The sequence below is a fragment of the Halovulum dunhuangense genome, assembly GCF_013093415.1.
Classification (GTDB): Bacteria; Pseudomonadota; Alphaproteobacteria; order Rhodobacterales; family Rhodobacteraceae; genus Halovulum; species Halovulum dunhuangense.
On sequence record NZ_JABFBC010000001.1, the window covers coordinates 582755 to 601024 of the forward strand.

The following is an 18270-nucleotide window of genomic DNA, read 5'->3' on the forward strand; positions in this document are numbered from 1 at the left end:
GAATCGGCCGGACTGTCAATCTGCACATATGTAAGTTTAAGTTGACAATGTACCTGCCTGGCTTACCCTGATCCAGGCACGGTCCCGAATAAAGCGTCACTTGGCGCGGGGGCTGTGGCTTAAAAGGATGCGTCAACAATGCTTTACACTGCGGAACAGCGCCAGCGACGGGATGCCACGCCCTGGACCCTTGTCCAGGGGATTCTCGCGCCGGTCCAGTTCCTTGTCTTTCTCGCCAGCCTCGGCCTCGTGCTGCGCTATCTCGCGACCGGTGCGGGCTACGAGCTGGCCACCGCCTCGATCCTGCTCAAGACCGCGCTGCTCTACACGATCATGGTCACCGGCGCGATCTGGGAAAAGGTCGTCTTCGGCCGGTATCTCTTCGCGCCCGCCTTCTTCTGGGAGGATGTGGTTTCCATGGCGGTGATCGCGCTTCACACCGCCTATCTCTGGGCGCTTCTCTCCGGTGCCGTCCCGGCCGCGCAGATGGCGCTCGCGCTGGCCGCCTATGCCGTCTACGTCCTGAACGCGACACAGTTCCTGCTGAAACTGCGGGCCGCCCGGCTTGAACAGGCGGCCGACCCCGGCCGGCAGGGGGTGGCGGCATGACGCTCGCGACCGCACAAAGCATCGGCTGCGGCGACGCCCCCGTCCTGAAGGAGCGGGGCCAGCGCGAGGTATTCTGCGGCCTGACCGGGATCGTCTGGCTCCACCGCAAGATGCAGGACGCCTTCTTTCTGGTGGTTGGCAGCCGCACCTGCGCGCATCTGCTGCAATCCGCCGCCGGCGTCATGATCTTTGCAGAGCCCCGCTTCGGCACCGCCATCATGGAGGAAAAGGACCTCGCCGGTCTTGCCGACGCGAACGAGGAACTCGACCGCGAGGTGGCGCGCCTCCTGGCCCGTCGGCCCGACATTCGCCAGCTCTTCCTCGTCGGCTCCTGCCCGTCCGAGGTGATCAAGCTGGATCTTTCCCGTGCCGCCGAACGGCTCAGCGCGAAACACGCGCCGGCCGTCCAGGTCGTCAACTTCTCCGGCTCCGGGATCGAGACGACCTTCACCCAGGGCGAGGATGCCTGCCTCGCCGCGCTTGCGCCCACCATGCCCGCAACGGACGAAGAGCAGCTTCTGATCGTCGGCGCGCTGCCGGACGTGGTCGAGGATCAGTTCAACCGCCTGTTTGCCCAGATGGGCCTGCGCAATGTCCGCAGTTTCCCCGCCCGCCGCGCCGCCGACATGCCGGCGGTGGGGCCGAACACCCGCTTTCTTCTGGCGCAGCCCTTCTTGGGCGACACGGCCGAGGCGCTGGCCCGGCGCGGCGCGACACATCTGCCGGCGCCCTTCCCCTTCGGCGCCGAGGGCACCGCGCTCTGGCTCGAGGCCGGGGCCCGGGCGATGGGCGCCGACCCCGCCACGATCGAGGCCGCCATCGCCGCGCCGCAGGCCCGCGCCCGCGCGGCGCTGGCCCGGGTGGCCGCCGACCTTCGCGGGCGCTCGATCTTCTTCTTCCCCGACAGCCAGCTGGAAATTCCGCTCGCCCGCTTCCTGGCCCGCGAATGCGGCATGGTCCCGCTCGAGGTGGGCACCCCCTTCCTTCATCGCGGCGTCGTCGGCCCGGATCTCGACCTGCTGCCCGCAGGCCCCACCCTGTCCGAGGGGCAGGACGTCGACCTGCAACTCGACCGCGCCCGCAAGGCCCGGGCGGATCTGACCGTCTGCGGCCTCGGCCTCGCCAATCCGCTCGAGGCGCAGGGCCTGACCACCAAATGGGCGATCGAGCTGGTCTTCTCGCCCATCCACGGCTTCGAGCAGGCCGCCGACCTGGCCGAGCTTTTCGCCCGGCCCCTGCGCCGCCGCGGCCTGATCGAGGCAATGCACCCGGCGAGGGCCCTGTCATGAAGCTGTCGGTCTGGACATACGAAGGCCCGCCGCATGTCGGCGCGATGCGCGTCGCCACCGCCATGAAGGGGCTGCACTACGTTCTGCACGCGCCCCAGGGCGACACCTATGCCGACCTTCTGTTCACCATGATCGAGCGGCGCAACCACCGTCCGCCGGTGACCTATACCACCTTCCAGGCGCGCGATCTGGGCTCGGACACCGCCGACCTGTTCCGCACCACCTGCCTAGATGCCTATGAGCGCTTTCGCCCCGAGGCGCTGATCGTCGGGGCCTCCTGCACGGCCGAGCTGATCCAGGACGATCCTGGCGGCCTGGCCGAGGGGATGGGTCTGCCGATCCCGGTGATCCCGCTGGAACTGCCCAGCTACCAGCGCAAGGAAAGCTGGGGCGCGGCAGAGACCTTCTACAGCATCGTCCGCGGGCTGGCCCAGCCACGCGCCCGGACCGAGTCCGTCAGCTGCAACATCCTCGGTGCGACCGCGCTTGGCTTCCGCCACCGCGACGACGTGGCCGAGGTGGCGAAGCTGCTGACCGGCCTTGGCATCGCGGTGAACGTGGCTGCCCCGCTCGGCGCCAGCCCGTCCGACATCGCCCGCCTGGGCGCCGCGCATTTCAACGTGATGCTCTACCCCGAAACCGGGGAAACCGCCTGCCGCTGGCTGGAGCGGGAGTTCGACCAGCCCTACACCCGCACCATCCCCATCGGCGTCGGGGCCACCCGCGATTTCGTGGCCGAGGTGGTCCGCCTCGCCGGGCTGCCCGAAGGGACGCAAGCCGATGAAAGCGGCCTGCGGCTGCCCTGGTGGTCGGCCTCGGTCGATTCGACCTACCTGACCGGCAAGCGCGTCTTTGTCTTCGGCGACGCGACCCATGCGCTGGCCGCCGCCCGCGTCGCCCGCGACGAGATGGGCTTCGAGGTGGTCGGCCTTGGCTGCTACAACCGCGAGTTCGCCCGCGATGTCCGCGCCGCTGCAAAGGATTACGGGCTCGAGCCGCTGATCTCTGACGACTACCTGGAAGTAGAGGCCGCCATCGCCGAGGCACAGCCGGAGCTGATCCTGGGCACCCAGATGGAGCGTCACATCGGCAAGCGGCTCGGCATCCCCTGCGCGGTGATCTCGGCCCCCGTCCATGTGCAGGACTTCCCTGCCCGCTACGGGCCCCAGATGGGTCATGAGGGCGCGAATGTCCTCTTCGACACCTGGGTGCACCCGCTGGTCATGGGGCTGGAGGAGCATCTTCTCCACATGTTCCGCGACGATTTCGAGTTCCACGACGCAGCCGGCCCCTCGCATCTCGGTGGCCATGCGGTCGCGGCGCCCCCGGCGCCGGCGGGCGAGGAGGGGTCGATCCCCGACGAGCCCGCGGCCCCGTCACCCGCAGTCGAGCCCGGCGCCACCATCTGGGCGCTCGAGGCCGAACGAGAGCTGCGCAAGATCCCCTTCTTCGTACGAGGCAAGGCCCGCCGCAACACCGAGGCTTATGCCGAGGCGCGCGGCATCCGGGCGATCACCCTCGATACGCTTTACGAGGCCAAGGCGCATTATGCTCGATAACGGATCCCATTTCCGCGCCCAACGCCCGCTCAACGTGGTCATCGTGACCCTCGACAGCCATCTCGCGGGCCCGGCCGAGCGGGCAGAGGCACAGCTTGCGCGCAGCATTCCGGGCCTGTCGCTCAGCGTGCACGCCGCCGCCGAATGGGCCGAGAACCCGGCCGCGCTCGATGCCGCCCTGGAGGCGATAGCGACCGGCGACATCATCCTCGTGACGCTGATCTTCCTGGACGAACATATCCAGGCGATCCTTCCGGCCCTGACCGCCCGCCGCGATCATTGCGACGCCATGATCGGCTGCATCTCGGGCGCGGACATCGTTCGCCTGACCCGCCTCGGCGGCCTCGACATGAGTCAGCCCGCCTCGGGTGCCATGGCGCTGCTGAAGAAGCTGCGTGGCAGCCGCAAGCCATCGGGCGAGTCGGGCGCCAAGCAGATGAAGATGCTGCGCCGTCTGCCGCGCATCCTGCGCTTCATCCCCGGCAAGGCGCAGGACCTGCGCGGTTATTTCCTGACCATGCAGTACTGGCTGGGTGGCTCCGACGAGAACATCGTCGCGATGGTCGGCTATCTTGTCAGCCGCTACGCCACGGGGAAATCCGCCGATGCCGCGCGCGGGCTGAAGGTCGCCGCGCCGGTCGAGTATCCCGACACCGGGGTCTATCACCCGCGCATGGACGGGCGTATCGGTACCGATCCCGCCCGCCTGCCGAAGCCGGCGGTCGAGCCCAGCGCCACCGTCGGGCTTCTGCTGCTGCGCTCCTATGTGCTGGCCGGCGATACCGCGCATTACGACGCTGTCATCGAGGGACTCGAGGCGCGCGGCCTTGCCGTCATTCCCGCCTTTGCAGCCGGTCTGGACGGCCGCCCCGCGATGGACGACTACTTTGCCGCGCCCACCGGGGCAAAGGTGGATGCGCTTCTGTCGCTCACCGGGTTCAGCCTGGTTGGCGGCCCTGCGTATAACGACAGCACCGCCGCCGAAGCGGCGCTCGCGCGGCTCGACGTGCCCTATGTCGCGGCCCACGCCCTCGAGTTCCAGACGCTCGGCCAGTGGCAGGCCAGTGCCGGCGGACTCGGCCCGGTCGAGACGACGATGCTGGTCGCGCTGCCGGAAATCGACGGCGCCACCAATCCGCAGGTCTTCGGCGGCCGGCTTGGCCTGGATGGCTGCGAGGGGTGCGACCGCCGCTGCCGCCCGGGTGCCGAGGCGCGCGCCATGTCGCCCTGCCATGAACGTATCGGCGCCCTGTCGGCGCGCGTCGCGAAACTCGCCGCGCTGCGCCGTTCGCGGCCCGCCGCCCGCAAGGTGGCCGTGGTGCTCTACGGCTTTCCGCCCAATGCGGGCGCGGTCGGCACCGCCGCCTATCTCTCGGTATTCGAAAGCCTCTACAACACGCTGCACGCCATGGCGGCAGAGGGATACGACCTTGAGCCGCCCGCCAGCGTGGACGCGCTGCGCGAGACCGTGCTCAAGGGCAATGCCGCCACCCACGGACAGGAGGCGAATGTCCTCCACCGCATCCCCGCAGACGACCTGGTGGCGCGCGAGCCCCACCTGCGGGAGATCGAGGCCCAGTGGGGCCCCGCCCCGGGCCGCGCCCAGTCCGACGGCAGCGGCGTCTTCGTCCTTGGCGCGCGCTTCGGCAAGGTCATGGTCGGCATCCAGCCCGCCTTCGGCTACGAGGGCGACCCGATGCGCCTTCTGTTCGAGCGCGGCTTCGCCCCGACCCATGCGTTTTCCGCCTTCTACCGCTACCTGCGCGAGGATTTCGGCGCCGATGTCGTGCTGCATTTCGGCATGCACGGCGCGCTGGAATTCATGCCCGGAAAGCAGGTCGGCCTGGGCTCGGCCTGCTGGCCCGACCGCCTGATCGGCGATCTGCCCAACGTCTATCTCTATGCCGCCAACAACCCCTCCGAGGCCTCGCTCGCCAAGCGGCGTTCCGGCGCCATCGTGGTCAGCCACCTGACCCCGCCGCTGGGCCAGGCCGGGCTCTACAAGGGACTCGTGGAACTCAAGGCCAGTCTCGATCACTGGCGCCGTGCGGCCCCCGACGCGCCCGAGCGCGGCGATCTGGCCGACATCATCCGCGCCCAGGCGCAGGCGCTCGACCTGGTCGGTCCCGACCGCGACTGGATCAATGCCGAGCTTGAGATCGGGCAGCTCTGGACCCGCATCCTCGACACCGAACAGGCGCTGATCCCGCAGGGGCTGCACGTCGTGGGGGGCGTGCCCGATCCGCGCGAACTGGCCGGCATGCTGGCCGCCATGGCCGCGACCGAAGGCGCCGATCCCGCGGTGATCGAACGCGCCGCGACGCTTCTGCCCATCGACCACGAAACCCCCGCGCTGCTGCGCGCCCTTTCGGGCCGCTACATCCGCCCGGTGCCGGGCGGCGATCTTCTGCGCTCGCCCGAGATCCTGCCGACGGGCCGGAACCTCCACGCCTTCGACCCGTTCCGCATGCCGACCGCCTTTGCCGTGCAGGACGGCCGCAAGCAGGCCGAGCGGCTGCTCGCAGCCCATGCGGCCACCGGCGGGATACCGCGCAGCGTGGCGATGGTCCTGTGGGGGTCGGACAACATCAAGTCGGATGGCGGGCCGATCGCCCAGGCGCTGGCGCTGATGGGCGCGGTGCCCCGCTTCGACAGCTACGGCCGGCTCTGCGGCGCGGTCCTTATCCCTCTGGCCGAGCTGGGCCGGCCGCGGATCGATGTGGTGATGACACTTTCGGGGATCTTCCGCGACCTGCTGCCCCTGCAGACCCGCCTCCTGGCCGAGGCTGCCTGGCGCGCCGCCACCGCGGACGAGCCGCTGAGCCAGAACTTCGTGCGTGCCCACAGCCTGCAATATGCCGAGAAGATGGGCGTCGATCTGGAAGTCGCGGCGCTTCGCGTCTTCTCCAATGCCGAGGGCGCCTATGGGGCCAACGTCAACCAGCTGATCGACAGCGGGGCCTGGACCAGCGAAGAGGAACTCGCCGACGCCTACGAGACCCGCAAGGGCTTCGCCTATGGCCGCGACGGCAAGCCCAAGGCGCAGGGCGCGCTGCTCAAGGCGGCGCTGGCGGATGTGGACCTGGCCTACCAGAACCTTGAAAGCGTCGAGCTGGGGGTTACCACTGTCGATCATTATTTCGATACGCTGGGCGGGGTTGGCCGGGCAGTGAAGCGTGCCCGCGGGGCGGCGCCCGCGGTCTATATCGGCGACCAGACCCGGGGCGACGGCAAGGTGCGGACGCTGTCCGAACAGGTCGCGCTGGAAACCCGGACCCGCGCGCTGAACCCGAAATTCTACGAAAGCCTGCTCAAGCACGGCCACGAAGGCGTGCGCCAGATCGAGGCGCATGTGACCAACACCATGGGCTGGTCCGCCACCACCGGACAGGTCGAGCCCTGGGTCTACCAGCGCATCACCGAAACCTTCGTGCTGGACGAGACGATGCGCCGGCGCCTTTCCGAACTGAACCCGGCCGCCTCGACCCGCATGGCGAACCGCCTTCTGGAGGCGCATGAGCGCGCCTACTGGTCGCCCGACGACGCCACGCTGGACGCGCTGCGCCGCGGTGCAGAGGAACTCGAGGACCGGCTCGAAGGCATAAACCTGCCGGAGGTGGCCGCCGAATGAACGATCACAGCGACATCCGCGCCGCGGCACACCCGCAGGCAAATGGAAACGCCCCGGACACGATCCGGGGCAGCGCGGCCGCAGGCTGCAGCGAAGGAGTGACAGATGGCACCGCTTGACAAGGCCCCGCGGCTGCGCGGCGAGGATGGCGATGGTTCGGTGCAGGTGCACCAGGACATGTCGATCAAGATCGACGGGGCCAAGGTGTTCGCGGTCTACGGCAAGGGGGGGATCGGCAAGTCCACCACCTCCTCGAACCTCAGCGTTGCCTTTTCCAAGCTCGGGCACCGGGTGCTCCAGATCGGTTGTGATCCCAAGCACGATTCGACCTTCACCCTGACCAAGAAGCTGATGCCGACGGTGATCGACGTGCTGAAGGACGTCGATTTCCACGCCGAGGAACTGCGCCCCGAGGATTTCGTCTACGAGGGCTACAACGGCGTCAAATGCGTGGAAGCCGGCGGCCCCCCGGCGGGTACCGGCTGCGGCGGCTATGTCGTCGGCCAGACCGTGAAACTCCTGAAGCAGCACCACATGCTGGAAGACACCGACGTGGTGATCTTCGACGTCCTCGGCGACGTGGTGTGCGGCGGCTTCGCGGCGCCCCTTCAGCATGCCGACCGGGCGCTGATCGTGACCGCAAACGACTTCGACTCGATCTACGCCATGAACCGCATCATCGCCGCGGTGCAGGCCAAGTCGAAGAACTACAACGTGCGCCTTGCCGGCTGCGTCGCCAACCGTTCGAAGGACACCGACGAGGTGGACCGCTACTGCGACACGGTGGGCTTCCGCCGGCTGGCCCATCTGCCCGATCTCGACTCGATCCGCCGCTCGCGGCTGAAGAAATGCACCCTGTTCGAGATGGGCGACGACGAGGAAACCGTCGCCGTGCAGAAGGAATACATCCGGCTTGCCGAAATCCTCTGGGCCGGGATCGACCCGTCGGCGCCGGCGCCGTTGGAAGACCGTCACATCTTCGAATTGCTGGGGTTCGACTGATGCCCGAGACCTACGACGCCACCCGCGGCCGGCTGGAGGCCTATTTCGACGGCACCGCCAACGAGGCGTGGAAACGGCTGATGTCCGACGCGCCCGTGAGCCGCATCCGCCAGACGGTGCGCGCGGGCCGCGACCGGATGCGCGCGGCGCTTCTGGCGCAGCTGCCCGCCGACCTGCACGGCGCGCGCGTCCTTGATGCCGGCTGCGGCGCGGGGCAGCTTTCCGTCGAACTGGCCGCCCGCGGTGCCGAGGTGGTCGGCGCCGACATATCGCCGCGGCTGCTGGAACTTGCCGACAGCCGCACGCCCGAGGGGCTGCGCGGGCGCATCACCTATCGCGCCGGCGACATGCTCGACCCGGGCCTGGGGCGGTTCCACTACGTCGTCGCCATGGACAGCCTGATCCACTACGCCGTGGACGACATCGCCGCGGCGCTGGCGCGGCTGGCCCCGCGGGTGGATCACGGCTTCGCCTTCACCGTCGCCCCCCGCACCCCCGCGCTCAGCGCGATGCACCTGGCGGGCAAGCTGTTTCCCCGTTCGGACCGCTCGCCCGCGATCCAGCCCGTCGGCACCCCGGCGCTTGCAAAGGCCGTGGCCGCCCGGGCCCCGCTGTCCGACTGGATGCTCGCACCGGGCGTCCGGGTCTCCTCGGGCTTCTATATCTCCCAGGCGATGGAGCTTCGACCGGCATGAGCAAGGAACGCCATCCCCTCACCCGTTTCACCCTGGAAATGCTGCCCTTCGCGGATGCGGCCAGCGATGGCCTGCCGCTGCGCCGGCTTCTGCGGCTTTCGCTTTTCCAGGTGTCGGTCGGGATGGCGACCGTGCTGCTTCTGGGCACGCTCAACCGCGTGATGATCGTCGAACTTTCGGTCCCCGCGATGCTGGTTGCGCTGATGATCGCGCTGCCCGTCCTGTCGGCGCCCTTCCGCGCGCTGCTCGGCTTTCGATCCGACACCCACCGCTCGGCCATCGGCTGGAGGCGGGTGCCCTATCTCTGGTTCGGCTCGCTCTACCAGTTCGGCGGCCTTGCGATCATGCCGTTTGCGCTGATCCTGCTGTCGGGTGACCAGACCCACGGCCCCGCCTGGGCCGGAGAGGTGATCGCCGCCGTGGCCTTCCTGATGACCGGCCTCGGTCTGCACATGACCCAGACCGCGGGGCTGGCGCTCGCCTCCGACCAGGCCACCGACGAGACGCGGCCGCGGGTGGTGGCGCTGCTCTACGTCATGTTCCTTGCCGGCATGGCGGTTTCCGCCCTGCTGTTCGGCCTGCTGCTGGCGGACTTCTCGAAGCTGCGGCTGATCCAGGTGGTGCAGGGCGCGGCCGTGGTCACGCTTGCGCTGAACCTGGTGGCCCTGTGGAAGCAGGAAAAGATGTCCCCCATGAGCCGGGCCGAGCGCGAGCGGCCGCGCCCGCCCTTCCGTGCCGCCTGGGCCGACCTGATGGCGGGCGGGCAGGCCGGACGGCTTCTCCTGGTGGTCGCACTCGGCACCTGTGCCTTTTCCATGCAGGACGTGCTGCTCGAGCCCTATGGCGGCGAGGTGCTGGGCCTCAGCGTCGCCGCGACAACGGTGCTGACCGCGCTATGGGCACTGGGCGCGCTGGCGGGCTTTGCCCTTGCGGGGCGCTGGCTGTCCACCGGGCGCGACCCGGCCCGGCTGGCCGCCGCCGGCTGCATGGCCGGCGTGGTCGCCTTCTCGGCGGTGGTGTTCTCCGCGCCCATGGCCGCCCCGGCGCTTTACTTCACCGGCGCCTTCGGCATCGGCTTCGGCGCCGGGCTGTTCGGGGTCGCGACACTGATCTACGCCATGGCCATGCCGAAATTCGGCACCGCCGGCGCCGGCCTTGCGCTGGGCGCCTGGGGCGCCGCGCAGGCAACCGCCGCGGGCGTCGGCATCGCGCTTGGCGGCACGCTGCGCGACGGCTTCGCGACGCTTGCCCAGACCGGCAGCCTGGGCCCCGCGTTCAGCGCGCCGCACACCGGCTACACCTTTGTCTACCACCTCGAGATCGGGCTTCTGTTCCTGACCCTCGTCGCCATAGGGCCGCTCGTCCGCACCGGACGCGTGCCCACCCCAGATCCGCGCGGAGCCAAGCTCGGGCTCGCGGAATTCCCGTCCTGACCGCAAAGGAGGACCCAAGACATGAGCGAACCTATCTTCGGCAACTTCGACCTGGCGCTGATTGCGCTGTATCTTTTCTGGGCGTTCTTCGCGGCGCTCATCATCTATCTCCAGCGCGAGAACATGCGCGAGGGCTACCCCCTGGAGATGGAGGATGGCAGCCTCGCCCCGAACCAGGGCCCGTTCCCGGTTCCCGACAGGAAGAAGACCTTTCACCTGCCGCATGGCCGGGGTGACGTGACCGTGCCGGACGACCGGGTGGAAACCCGCGAACTGGCGCTCCACCAGCCGATCCCCGTTTCGGGCTACCCGTTCGAGCCGACGGGCGATCCGATGGCCGATGGCGTGGGTCCCGCCTCCTGGGCGGCGCGGCAGGACTGGCCCGAGCTTGACGGCCACGGCCATGTCAAGATCGTGCCGATGCGGATGGCCGAGGCCTATCACCATGCCGCCGGGCGCGACCCGCGCGGAATGGACGTGCTCGACCGCCACGGCAAGGTGGTGGGCAAGGTCACCGACATGTGGGTCGACAAGCCCGAATTGCTGGTCCGTTACCTGGAAATGGAACTGCCCGATGGCGGCCACCGCCTGATCCCGATCAACTCGGCACGGATCATGCGCAAGGGCGTCAGCGTCCGGAACCTGACCGAACCGTTCTTCGCACGGGTTCCGACCACCAAGTCCGACAGCCAGATCACCCTCCTCGAAGAGGAAAAGATCATGGCCTTCTACGCCGGCGGCCAGCTTTACGCGGGCTGACCCCGGCCAACCGCGCCACGGAAGGAGAGAGAGCCGATGGCACATGACGACTTCGCAACAGAGCCCCATCGCGGGCTGGACCGCCACCTGCCGGAGGGAGAGACCATTCTCTGGCAGGGGCAGCCCCGGGCCTGGGACCTGGCCTGCGCGGCGATGTCGCTGCGCTGGGTCATTGGCTACTTCCTTCTGCTTGCGGCGTGGCGCGGCATTGCGCTGGGCGGAACCGAAGGGCTCGAGGCGGGGCTTCGCGCCGTCTCGTGGTATCTGGTGGCAGGGGCGCTGACCTGCGGGATCATCCTGTTGGGCGCCTGGGTCTTTGCCCGCACCACGGTCTATACCATCACCTCCAGCCGGGTGGTGATGCGGATCGGGGCGGCGCTGACCGTATCGCTGAACCTGCCCTACAAGTGGATCGCCCGCGCGGATCTTGCGCTGGCGAAGAACGGCAGCGGGTCCATCCACCTCGACCTGAAGGGAGAGACGCGCTTTTCCTATCTCGTGCTCTGGCCGCATGTGCGGCCCTGGCAGATGCGCCGGCCCCAGCCCACGCTGCGGGCCATTCCCGACGCGCGCAAGGTTGCGGCCATCCTGGGCGCCGCAGCCGAGGCACGGGTCGGCGAGATCACTTCGGACCTCGGAACCGACGACGCGGCGATGCCCGCGCCCGCCGGTGCCGTGGCCGCCGAATAGACGGAGGCAGCAATGCAGACCCGGACCGACATCCCGATGCGCGTCTCCGACCACGAACAGATGATCCCCAAGGTGCTGCTGCGCGCCATGGCGGGGCTTGTCGTCATCACGCTGGCGCTGGTCAGCTTCGCGGTCCTGACCGACCGCCCGCCCGAGGCGCAGACGCATACCGCGCCCGTGGCGAAATCCCTTCTGATCCAGATCAAGGAAGGGCCGGAGAGTTCCGTGATCGTGACAGACATGAACGGGAACCTTCTCTCCGACAGCAGCCGGCCCGCGGCCGGCTTCCTCTCGGTGGTCCATAGCGCCCTCGCCTTCGAGCGAAAGCGCCATGGCGTCACCGGGGAACCGCCGGTTCACCTCGTCCGCTTTGCCGATGGCCGTCTGGGCCTGAGGGACGATGCGACCGGCTGGAAGATCCATCTGACCGGCTTCGGTCAGGACAACCACCGCGTCTTCGCGGCCATACTGGCCGAGTAGCTCGCGGAACAACGAACAGGACAGGAGAGAGACATGGGACTGTTCAAGCGACTTCAGGAGGAGGCACCCTGCACGGTAGAGGTGTCGCACACCTTCGACAGCCTCCACGCGCATGTGCGTTTCGACAACGGCGCGGTGATCCATCCGGGCGACGAGGTGCTGGTGCATGGCGCGCCCGTCATGGCGCCCTATGGCAGCATCATCACCGAAAACCGGACCGCCACCATCACCCGCGCAACGCCGCTGGAGCGGCTCTGGACCCGCATGACCGGAGATTTCGAGTTCATGGAACTGTGCGAGTTCTCCTTCTCCGAAGAGGTGACGCTATGAACGCCCATACCGAATTCACGTCGCAGACGACGCAGGCGATGGCCGAGGAGACGACGCTTCTCAACCCGCGCTTCTACACCACCGATTTCGAGGAGATGGACGCGATCGACGTCACCCCGGTCCGCGGCGAGTGGGATGCGCTCCTGGCGCAGATGCGTTCGGATCCGAACAAGGCCCACTTCAAGAAGAACGCCGAGTGGGACCAGATCGACTGGGAGGGGATGGAGCCTGAGCTCAAGAAGGAGCTCATCGACTTCCTCGTCTCCTCGCTCACGGCCGAGTTCTCGGGCTGCGTGCTCTACAAGGAAATGAAGCGCCGCGGCTCGAACAAGGACATCTGCGAGTTGTTCACCTACATGAGCCGGGACGAGGCGCGGCATGCGGGCTTCATCAACGACGCGCTCAAGGAGGCGGGGATCGGCGTGAACCTGGGCTTCCTGACAAAGTCCAAGAAATACACCTATTTCCGGCCCAAGTTCATCTACTACGCCACCTATCTGTCCGAAAAGATCGGCTACGCCCGCTACATCACCATCTTCCGCCACCTGGAAAAGCACCCCGACCGGCGCTTTCACCCGATCTTCAAGTGGTTCGAGCAGTGGTGCAACGACGAGTTCAGCCATGGCGAGGCCTTCGCGCTCCTGATGAAGACCGACCCGAAGCTGACCTCCGGCATGAACGCCTACTGGATCCGGTTCTTCCTGGTTGCGGTCTATGCCACCATGTCGGTGCGCGACCACGCCCGCCCCGCCTTCCACAAGGCGCTGGGGGTGGATATCGACCAGTACGACCACGAGGTGTTCCGCAAGACCAACGAGATCGCGCGCCAGATCTTCCCGATAGAGATCGACATCGACCACCCGCGCTGGGCGCGCGGGCTGACCTCGATGCAGCGGATCTTCAAGGCGATGGAAAGGGCGCACGCGCAGGGCGGACTTGCCGGCCGGCTGCGCAAGGCGGCGCTTTCGGCGCGGGCGGCCGCGGTGTTCCTCAACCTCTACACCATCCCGGTGAAGAAGAACGTCGTGCCCGAATCCTCGCGCCTGGTGCCGGCCTACTGATGCGCACCCTGAGCCCATATCGCGCTACGCGCCCCGGCCATCGCGCCGGGGCCCCGGCTCGTGGGCCGGGGCGCGCCGCACCCCGCCAGCCGGGGGCCGCACGATGATCTGGGCCGCCGTCGCCTATGCCGTGTTCCTCTGGTGGTTCGCCACCGGGGCGATCCTGTTCATCGTCAGCCGCGCCGAACGCGAGGGCCGCGACGGCTATGTGAACGCGGTGGTGATGGCGGTGCCCGTGCTCATGCTGGGCTGCATCGGCGTCGCGGTCTCGCTGTCGGAGACCGGCGTCCATGGCGCCTATCTCGGCTTCACCTCGGCGCTGCTGATCTGGGGCTGGTTCGAGATGGCCTTCCTTGCCGGCGTCATCACCGGCCCGAACCTGCACCCGACACCCCTGAACACCGCCGGGTGGGAGCGGTTCATCCGCGCCTGGGGCGCGATCGCCTATTCGGAAATGGCGCTCATCATGGCGGCCATCCTGATCGGCGTGCTGTCGGCCGGGGCCGAGAACCAGATCGCGCTCTGGACCTATCTGGTGCTGTTCTGCGCCCGCATCTTCGCCAAGCTGAACCTGTATTTCGGGGTTCCCAACATCAATGACGAGTTTCTGCCCGGCCCTGTGCGGCACCTGACCACCCATTTCCGCCGGGCGCCGATGAACGCCTTCTTCCCCGTCTCGGTGACCGCGCTCACCTTCGCGCTGGCCTGCTGGATCGAGCGCGCGCACACGATGCCCGCGGGTTCCGGCGCCGAGACCGCCTTCGTTCTTCTCGCGGCACTGACCGCGCTCGCCTTGCTGGAGCACTGGTTCATGGTGCTGCGGCTTCCCGATGCGGCTTTGTGGCGCTGGCTGTTGCCCTCGCCCAAGGACGACAAATATGCAAAAAGGTCCGAACCGGCCCAAGCAGAAGGTCCCTGAGACGATGAATTTCGACGCCCTGTTCAATGCCCAGCTCGACGCCCTCCGCAAGGAAGGCAACTACCGTGTCTTCGCCGACCTGGAACGCTATCGCGGCCAGTTCCCCAAGGCGCGGAACCATGCGGGCGGGGCGGAACGGGACGTGACGGTCTGGTGCTCGAACGACTACCTGTGCATGGGCCAGCACCCCAAGGTACTCGAGGCGATGCACGAGGCGCTGGACAAGTCGGGCGCAGGCGCCGGGGGCACGCGCAACATCTCGGGCACCAACCACCACCATGTCCTGCTGGAACAGGAACTGGCCGACCTGCACGGAAAAGAGGCGGCGCTGCTGTTCACCTCGGGCTACGTCTCGAACTGGGCGACGCTGTCCACCCTGGGGTCGCGGCTGCCCAACGCCGTCATCCTGTCGGACGCGCTCAACCACGCCTCGATGATCGAGGGCATCCGCCACGCGCGCTGCGGCAAGAAGATCTGGAAGCATAACGACGTCGAGGATCTGCGCCGCCAGCTGGCCGACTGCCCGGCGGACGCGACCAAGATCATCGCCTTCGAATCGGTCTACTCGATGGATGGCGACATCGCCCCCATCAAGGAGATCTGCGACGTCGCCGACGAATTCGGCGCCATGACCTATATCGACGAGGTGCACGCGGTCGGCATGTACGGCCCGCGCGGCGGCGGTGTTGCCGAACGCGAGGGGCTGATGGACCGCATCACCCTGATCGAGGGCACGCTGGGCAAGGCCTTTGGCGTGATGGGCGGCTACATCACCGGCTCGACCGCGCTGATCGACTTCATCCGCTCCTTCGCCAGCGGGTTCATCTTCTCGACCGCGCTGCCGCCGGCGGTGGCCGCAGGCGCCCGCGCCTCGATCCGGCATCTGAAGGTGTCCGAGATGGAGCGTGCCCGCCAGCGCCAGCAGGTCGCCAAGCTGCGCGCGCGGCTGGACGAGATCGGCATCCCGCACCTGCCCAACCCCAGCCACATCGTCCCGGTGATGGTCAAGGATCCGGTGAAGTGCAAGATGATCTCGGACGTGCTGCTCGACCGCTATGGCATCTATGTCCAGCCGATCAACTACCCGACCGTGCCCAAGGGGACCGAGCGGCTGCGCTTTACCCCCGGCCCGGGCCACACCGACGCCGATCTCGACCGGCTGATCAAGGCGCTGCACGACCTGTGGTCGCAATGCGCCCTGTCGCGGGCGGTGGCCTGATCCTGCGCGTGAGCGTCGTTTCCCTTGCGTAGCAATATTTTATTTTGACTGCGCCAACCGCCGCATTATGTCCCGCATGGGACAAGTCTGGGAGGCTTATATGAAATATTCCCTCACGATCGCCGCTGCCGCCGTTCTGGCTGCCGGCACCGCCTTTGCCGGCGAACACGCGTCGGGCGACGCCGCCGCGGGTGAATCCGTCTTCAACCAGTGCTCGACCTGCCACCAGATCGCCGATGGCGACAACGTGCTGGCCGGCCGCGGGCGCAACGGCCCGAACCTGTACGGCCTTTTCGGCCGCCAGGCAGGCACCGCCGACTTCAACGGCTATGGCGACAGCCTGGTCGCGCTGGGGGAAGCGGGCCTCGAGTGGAACCAAGAGGACTTCGTCGCCTATGTGCAGGACCCGCGCAGCTTCCTTCAGGAAAAGCTGGATGATCGCGGCGCCCGCACGCGCATGAGCTACCGCCTGCGCGGCGAGGACGACGCTCGGAACGTCTGGGCCTATATCGTCAGCCTCGGCCCGGCACCGGCGAACTGAACCCGATACGGCCCGGTCCGGAACCGGCCCGGAAAGGCCCGCCCGAAATGGCGGGCCTTTTCCGTTTCCCGCGCCGTTCCATCACCGTCGGTGATGGACGGCGCCCGGGGATTTCATCGCCCTGACGCCACGCGTCGATTGATCGGGCATCGTCCCGCGCCTATAGCGTTTGGCGAAAGGCATTTTCATGGCGCAGGCATTCGTATCAGACCCCGGCATTTCGCCGCCGGGCCGGCAGGGCTGGCCCGAGCACATGCGCGCGACGATCCGGCTGGGCCTGCCGCTGATCGGCACCCAGCTGGCGCAGCAGGGCCTGACGATCACCGACACCATCATGCTGGGCTGGCTGGGCGCCGAACCGCTGGCCGCGGGCGTGCTGGCCACCACCCTGTTCTTCATCGGCTTCATCCTCTGCACCGGCTTCGCCCATGCGGTGATGCCGCTTGCCGCCAACGCCGAGGGGGACAACGATACCCGCGGCGTGCGCCGCTCGGTCCGCATGGGGCTCTGGGTGGTGATGCTTGTCGTCACGTTGACCATGCCCGTCCTGTGGCACACCGAGGCGCTTCTGCTTGCCCTCGGGCAGGAGCCGGCGCTTGCCGCGTTGGCGCAGGACTACATGCGCATCGGGCAATGGGCGCTTTACCCGTCCTTGGGCGTCATGGTGCTGCGGTCCTATCTCTCGGCGCTGGAACGCACCGGCATCGTGCTCTGGGCCACGCTGGGCGGGGTGGTGCTGAACGCGGTGCTGAACTGGACCCTGATCTTCGGCAACCTGGGGGCACCCGCACTGGGCATCCGCGGCGCCGCCATCGCCACGCTGGGCACCTACTGCCTGATCCTTGCGATCATGCTGGTCTATTGCACCCGGGTCCGCGCGCTCAGAAAATACGAGTTGTTCGTCCGCTTCTTCCGCCCCGACTGGGCCGCCTTCCGCGAGGTGATGCGCCTCGGCGCCCCGATCAGCGCCTCGCTCATCGCCGAGGTGGGGCTCTTCGGGGCCTCCTCGATCATGATGGGCTGGATCGGGACCGTGCCGCTGGCCGCCCACGGCATCGCGATCCAGGTCATCTCGGCGCTGTTCATGGTGCCGCTGGGGCTGATGATGGCCGGCACCGTCCGCGTCGGTCGCGCCCATGGCGCCCGCGACGCGGTGGCGCTGGACCTTGCCGCGAAAGCCGTGCTGCTTCTGGCGGTGGGCTTTGCCATCCTTTCGGCGCTGGTGCTCTGGCTGCTGCCGGAAACGCTGATCGGCCTGTTCATCGACCGAGAGAACCCCGCCGCGGCCGAGATCCTGCAGGTGGGCGTCGTCCTTCTGGCGGTGGCCGCCGTGTTCCAGATCGTCGATACGCTCCAGGTCGTGTCCGCGGGGCTTCTGCGCGGGCTCAAGGACACGCGCCGGCCCATGGTGATCGCCGTGTTCAGCTACTGGGGCGTGGGCCTGCCTGTGGCCTATGTGCTGGGCTTCCCGCTGGGCCTGGGCGGCGTCGGCATCTGGGCCGGGCTTGCGGCCGGGCTTGCCTGCGCCGCGGTGCTGCTGACGCGCCGCTTCATGCGGCGCAACGCGCTGGGCCTGGTCTAGGCCGCCTTTGACGTCTCTTCGGCGGTCAGGATCGCAAAGATCGCCTGCGCGTCATGGGTCGAGCGGATCTTGGCGCAGGTATCGTCCGAGCGAAGCAGCCGCGACACCCGCGCCAGCGCCTTCAGATGCTCGGCCCCCGCATCCTCGGGGGCGAGCAGCACGAATACCAGGTCGACGGGCTTGCGGTCGATCGAGCCGAAATCGACCGGCGTCTCAAGCCGCAGGAACATGCCCTTGACCCGCGCCAGCCCAGGCACCCGCGCATGGGGAATGGCGATGCCCCGGCCCACGCCCGTGGGACCGAGGCTTTCGCGTTCAAGCAGGGCAGACAGTGTCGCCTGTTCATCCAGCCGGAACCGGACGACCGCACCCTGGGCAATCTCCTGGAACAAACGCTTCTTGCTCTGCACGCGAAGCGGAGAGATGACCGCCTCGGGCAGCAGAATATCGGTTATTTCCATGGGGCGCCGC

The 18270-nt window shown here is 68.0% G+C and carries 17 protein-coding genes; 16 read left to right on the top strand and 1 reads right to left on the bottom strand.

Annotation, left to right across the window (positions count from 1 at the left end; all coding sequences use genetic code 11):
- Nucleotides 1-138: 138 nt before the first annotated feature.
- The 16 genes from bchF to HMH01_RS02905 all read left to right on the top strand — a co-directional run bounded on the left by bchF (nt 139) and on the right by HMH01_RS02905 (nt 17799).
- Nucleotides 139-609, top strand: coding sequence for a 2-vinyl bacteriochlorophyllide hydratase (gene bchF, locus HMH01_RS02830; protein ID WP_171322265.1), 471 nt, complete (start codon nt 139-141; stop codon nt 607-609).
- Nucleotides 606-1898: a ferredoxin:protochlorophyllide reductase (ATP-dependent) subunit N gene (locus HMH01_RS02835; protein ID WP_171322267.1), complete on the top strand. Its 1293-nt coding sequence runs from the start codon at nt 606-608 to the stop codon at nt 1896-1898. Before bchF ends, HMH01_RS02835 begins: the two co-directional genes overlap by 4 nt.
- Nucleotides 1895-3457, top strand: a complete 1563-nt coding sequence (gene bchB / locus HMH01_RS02840; RefSeq protein WP_171322269.1) for a ferredoxin:protochlorophyllide reductase (ATP-dependent) subunit B — start codon at nt 1895-1897, stop codon at nt 3455-3457. The genes HMH01_RS02835 and bchB overlap by 4 nt, the downstream gene beginning before the upstream one ends.
- Entirely contained in the window at nt 3447-7088 is a 3642-nt protein-coding gene (locus HMH01_RS02845; RefSeq protein ID WP_171322271.1) for a magnesium chelatase subunit H, read from the top strand. Before bchB ends, HMH01_RS02845 begins: the two co-directional genes overlap by 11 nt.
- Before the next feature lie 105 nt (nt 7089-7193).
- Nucleotides 7194-8090, top strand: a complete 897-nt coding sequence (gene bchL, locus HMH01_RS02850; protein WP_171322273.1) for a ferredoxin:protochlorophyllide reductase (ATP-dependent) iron-sulfur ATP-binding protein — start codon at nt 7194-7196, stop codon at nt 8088-8090.
- Complete coding sequence (gene bchM, locus HMH01_RS02855) at nt 8090-8785, top strand: magnesium protoporphyrin IX methyltransferase (protein ID WP_171322274.1); 696 nt, start codon at nt 8090-8092, stop codon at nt 8783-8785. The genes bchL and bchM overlap by 1 nt, the downstream gene beginning before the upstream one ends.
- Nucleotides 8782-10218, top strand: coding sequence for a PucC family protein (locus tag HMH01_RS02860; RefSeq protein WP_171322277.1), 1437 nt, complete (start codon nt 8782-8784; stop codon nt 10216-10218). Before bchM ends, HMH01_RS02860 begins: the two co-directional genes overlap by 4 nt.
- 21 nt (nt 10219-10239) lie before the next feature.
- On the top strand, nt 10240-10977 hold the full coding sequence (gene puhA, locus HMH01_RS02865) for a photosynthetic reaction center subunit H (RefSeq protein WP_171322279.1): 738 nt from the start codon (nt 10240-10242) through the stop codon (nt 10975-10977).
- 36 nt (nt 10978-11013) lie between these two features.
- A complete protein-coding gene (gene puhB, locus HMH01_RS02870; RefSeq protein ID WP_171322281.1) occupies nt 11014-11667 on the top strand; it encodes a photosynthetic complex putative assembly protein PuhB in 654 nt (217 codons plus the stop codon).
- Nucleotides 11668-11679: 12 nt separating this feature from the next.
- Nucleotides 11680-12147 (top strand): photosynthetic complex assembly protein PuhC, encoded by a 468-nt coding sequence (puhC, locus tag HMH01_RS02875; protein ID WP_171322283.1) that lies wholly within the window; start codon nt 11680-11682, stop codon nt 12145-12147.
- A 33-nt stretch (nt 12148-12180) separates the two neighbouring features.
- Nucleotides 12181-12477, top strand: a complete 297-nt coding sequence (locus HMH01_RS02880) for a hypothetical protein (RefSeq protein WP_171322285.1) — start codon at nt 12181-12183, stop codon at nt 12475-12477.
- Nucleotides 12474-13538, top strand: a complete 1065-nt coding sequence (gene acsF, locus HMH01_RS02885) for a magnesium-protoporphyrin IX monomethyl ester (oxidative) cyclase (RefSeq protein WP_171322287.1) — start codon at nt 12474-12476, stop codon at nt 13536-13538. Before HMH01_RS02880 ends, acsF begins: the two co-directional genes overlap by 4 nt.
- Nucleotides 13539-13641: 103 nt before the next feature.
- Nucleotides 13642-14457, top strand: a complete 816-nt coding sequence (gene puhE / locus HMH01_RS02890) for a putative photosynthetic complex assembly protein PuhE (protein WP_171322289.1) — start codon at nt 13642-13644, stop codon at nt 14455-14457.
- A 4-nt stretch (nt 14458-14461) separates the two neighbouring features.
- Nucleotides 14462-15676: a 5-aminolevulinate synthase gene (hemA, locus tag HMH01_RS02895; RefSeq protein ID WP_171322291.1), complete on the top strand. Its 1215-nt coding sequence runs from the start codon at nt 14462-14464 to the stop codon at nt 15674-15676.
- 100 nt (nt 15677-15776) lie between these two features.
- Nucleotides 15777-16217 carry a c-type cytochrome gene (locus HMH01_RS02900; RefSeq protein WP_171322292.1) on the top strand — a complete coding sequence of 147 codons (441 nt, stop codon included), beginning with the start codon at nt 15777-15779 and terminating at the stop codon, nt 16215-16217.
- A gap of 187 nt (nt 16218-16404) precedes the next feature.
- Nucleotides 16405-17799: an MATE family efflux transporter gene (locus HMH01_RS02905; protein ID WP_171322294.1), complete on the top strand. Its 1395-nt coding sequence runs from the start codon at nt 16405-16407 to the stop codon at nt 17797-17799.
- On the opposite strand, the gene ptsN is transcribed toward HMH01_RS02905, so the two are convergent.
- A complete protein-coding gene (ptsN, locus tag HMH01_RS02910) occupies nt 17796-18260 on the bottom strand; it encodes a PTS IIA-like nitrogen regulatory protein PtsN (RefSeq protein ID WP_171322296.1) in 465 nt (154 codons plus the stop codon). The genes HMH01_RS02905 and ptsN overlap by 4 nt on opposite strands.
- Nucleotides 18261-18270 lie beyond the last annotated feature (10 nt).

What these genes read in the sequence shown, in the direction of transcription:
- hemA (WP_171322291.1), top strand. Translation starts at nt 14,462, where the DNA reads ATGAATTTCGACGCCCTGTTCAATGCCCAGCTCGACGCCCTCCGCAAG.
- puhA (WP_171322279.1), top strand. Translation starts at nt 10,240, where the DNA reads ATGAGCGAACCTATCTTCGGCAACTTCGACCTGGCGCTGATTGCGCTG.
- bchM (WP_171322274.1), top strand. Translation starts at nt 8,090, where the DNA reads ATGCCCGAGACCTACGACGCCACCCGCGGCCGGCTGGAGGCCTATTTC.
- bchF (WP_171322265.1), top strand. Translation starts at nt 139, where the DNA reads ATGCTTTACACTGCGGAACAGCGCCAGCGACGGGATGCCACGCCCTGG.
- bchL (WP_171322273.1), top strand. Translation starts at nt 7,194, where the DNA reads ATGGCACCGCTTGACAAGGCCCCGCGGCTGCGCGGCGAGGATGGCGAT.
- HMH01_RS02860 (WP_171322277.1), top strand. Translation starts at nt 8,782, where the DNA reads ATGAGCAAGGAACGCCATCCCCTCACCCGTTTCACCCTGGAAATGCTG.
- ptsN (WP_171322296.1), bottom strand. Translation starts at nt 18,260, where the DNA reads ATGGAAATAACCGATATTCTGCTGCCCGAGGCGGTCATCTCTCCGCTT.
- acsF (WP_171322287.1), top strand. Translation starts at nt 12,474, where the DNA reads ATGAACGCCCATACCGAATTCACGTCGCAGACGACGCAGGCGATGGCC.
- HMH01_RS02900 (WP_171322292.1), top strand. Translation starts at nt 15,777, where the DNA reads ATGAAATATTCCCTCACGATCGCCGCTGCCGCCGTTCTGGCTGCCGGC.
- puhB (WP_171322281.1), top strand. Translation starts at nt 11,014, where the DNA reads ATGGCACATGACGACTTCGCAACAGAGCCCCATCGCGGGCTGGACCGC.
- HMH01_RS02880 (WP_171322285.1), top strand. Translation starts at nt 12,181, where the DNA reads ATGGGACTGTTCAAGCGACTTCAGGAGGAGGCACCCTGCACGGTAGAG.
- HMH01_RS02835 (WP_171322267.1), top strand. Translation starts at nt 606, where the DNA reads ATGACGCTCGCGACCGCACAAAGCATCGGCTGCGGCGACGCCCCCGTC.
- puhC (WP_171322283.1), top strand. Translation starts at nt 11,680, where the DNA reads ATGCAGACCCGGACCGACATCCCGATGCGCGTCTCCGACCACGAACAG.
- HMH01_RS02905 (WP_171322294.1), top strand. Translation starts at nt 16,405, where the DNA reads ATGGCGCAGGCATTCGTATCAGACCCCGGCATTTCGCCGCCGGGCCGG.
- HMH01_RS02845 (WP_171322271.1), top strand. Translation starts at nt 3,447, where the DNA reads ATGCTCGATAACGGATCCCATTTCCGCGCCCAACGCCCGCTCAACGTG.
- bchB (WP_171322269.1), top strand. Translation starts at nt 1,895, where the DNA reads ATGAAGCTGTCGGTCTGGACATACGAAGGCCCGCCGCATGTCGGCGCG.
- puhE (WP_171322289.1), top strand. Translation starts at nt 13,642, where the DNA reads ATGATCTGGGCCGCCGTCGCCTATGCCGTGTTCCTCTGGTGGTTCGCC.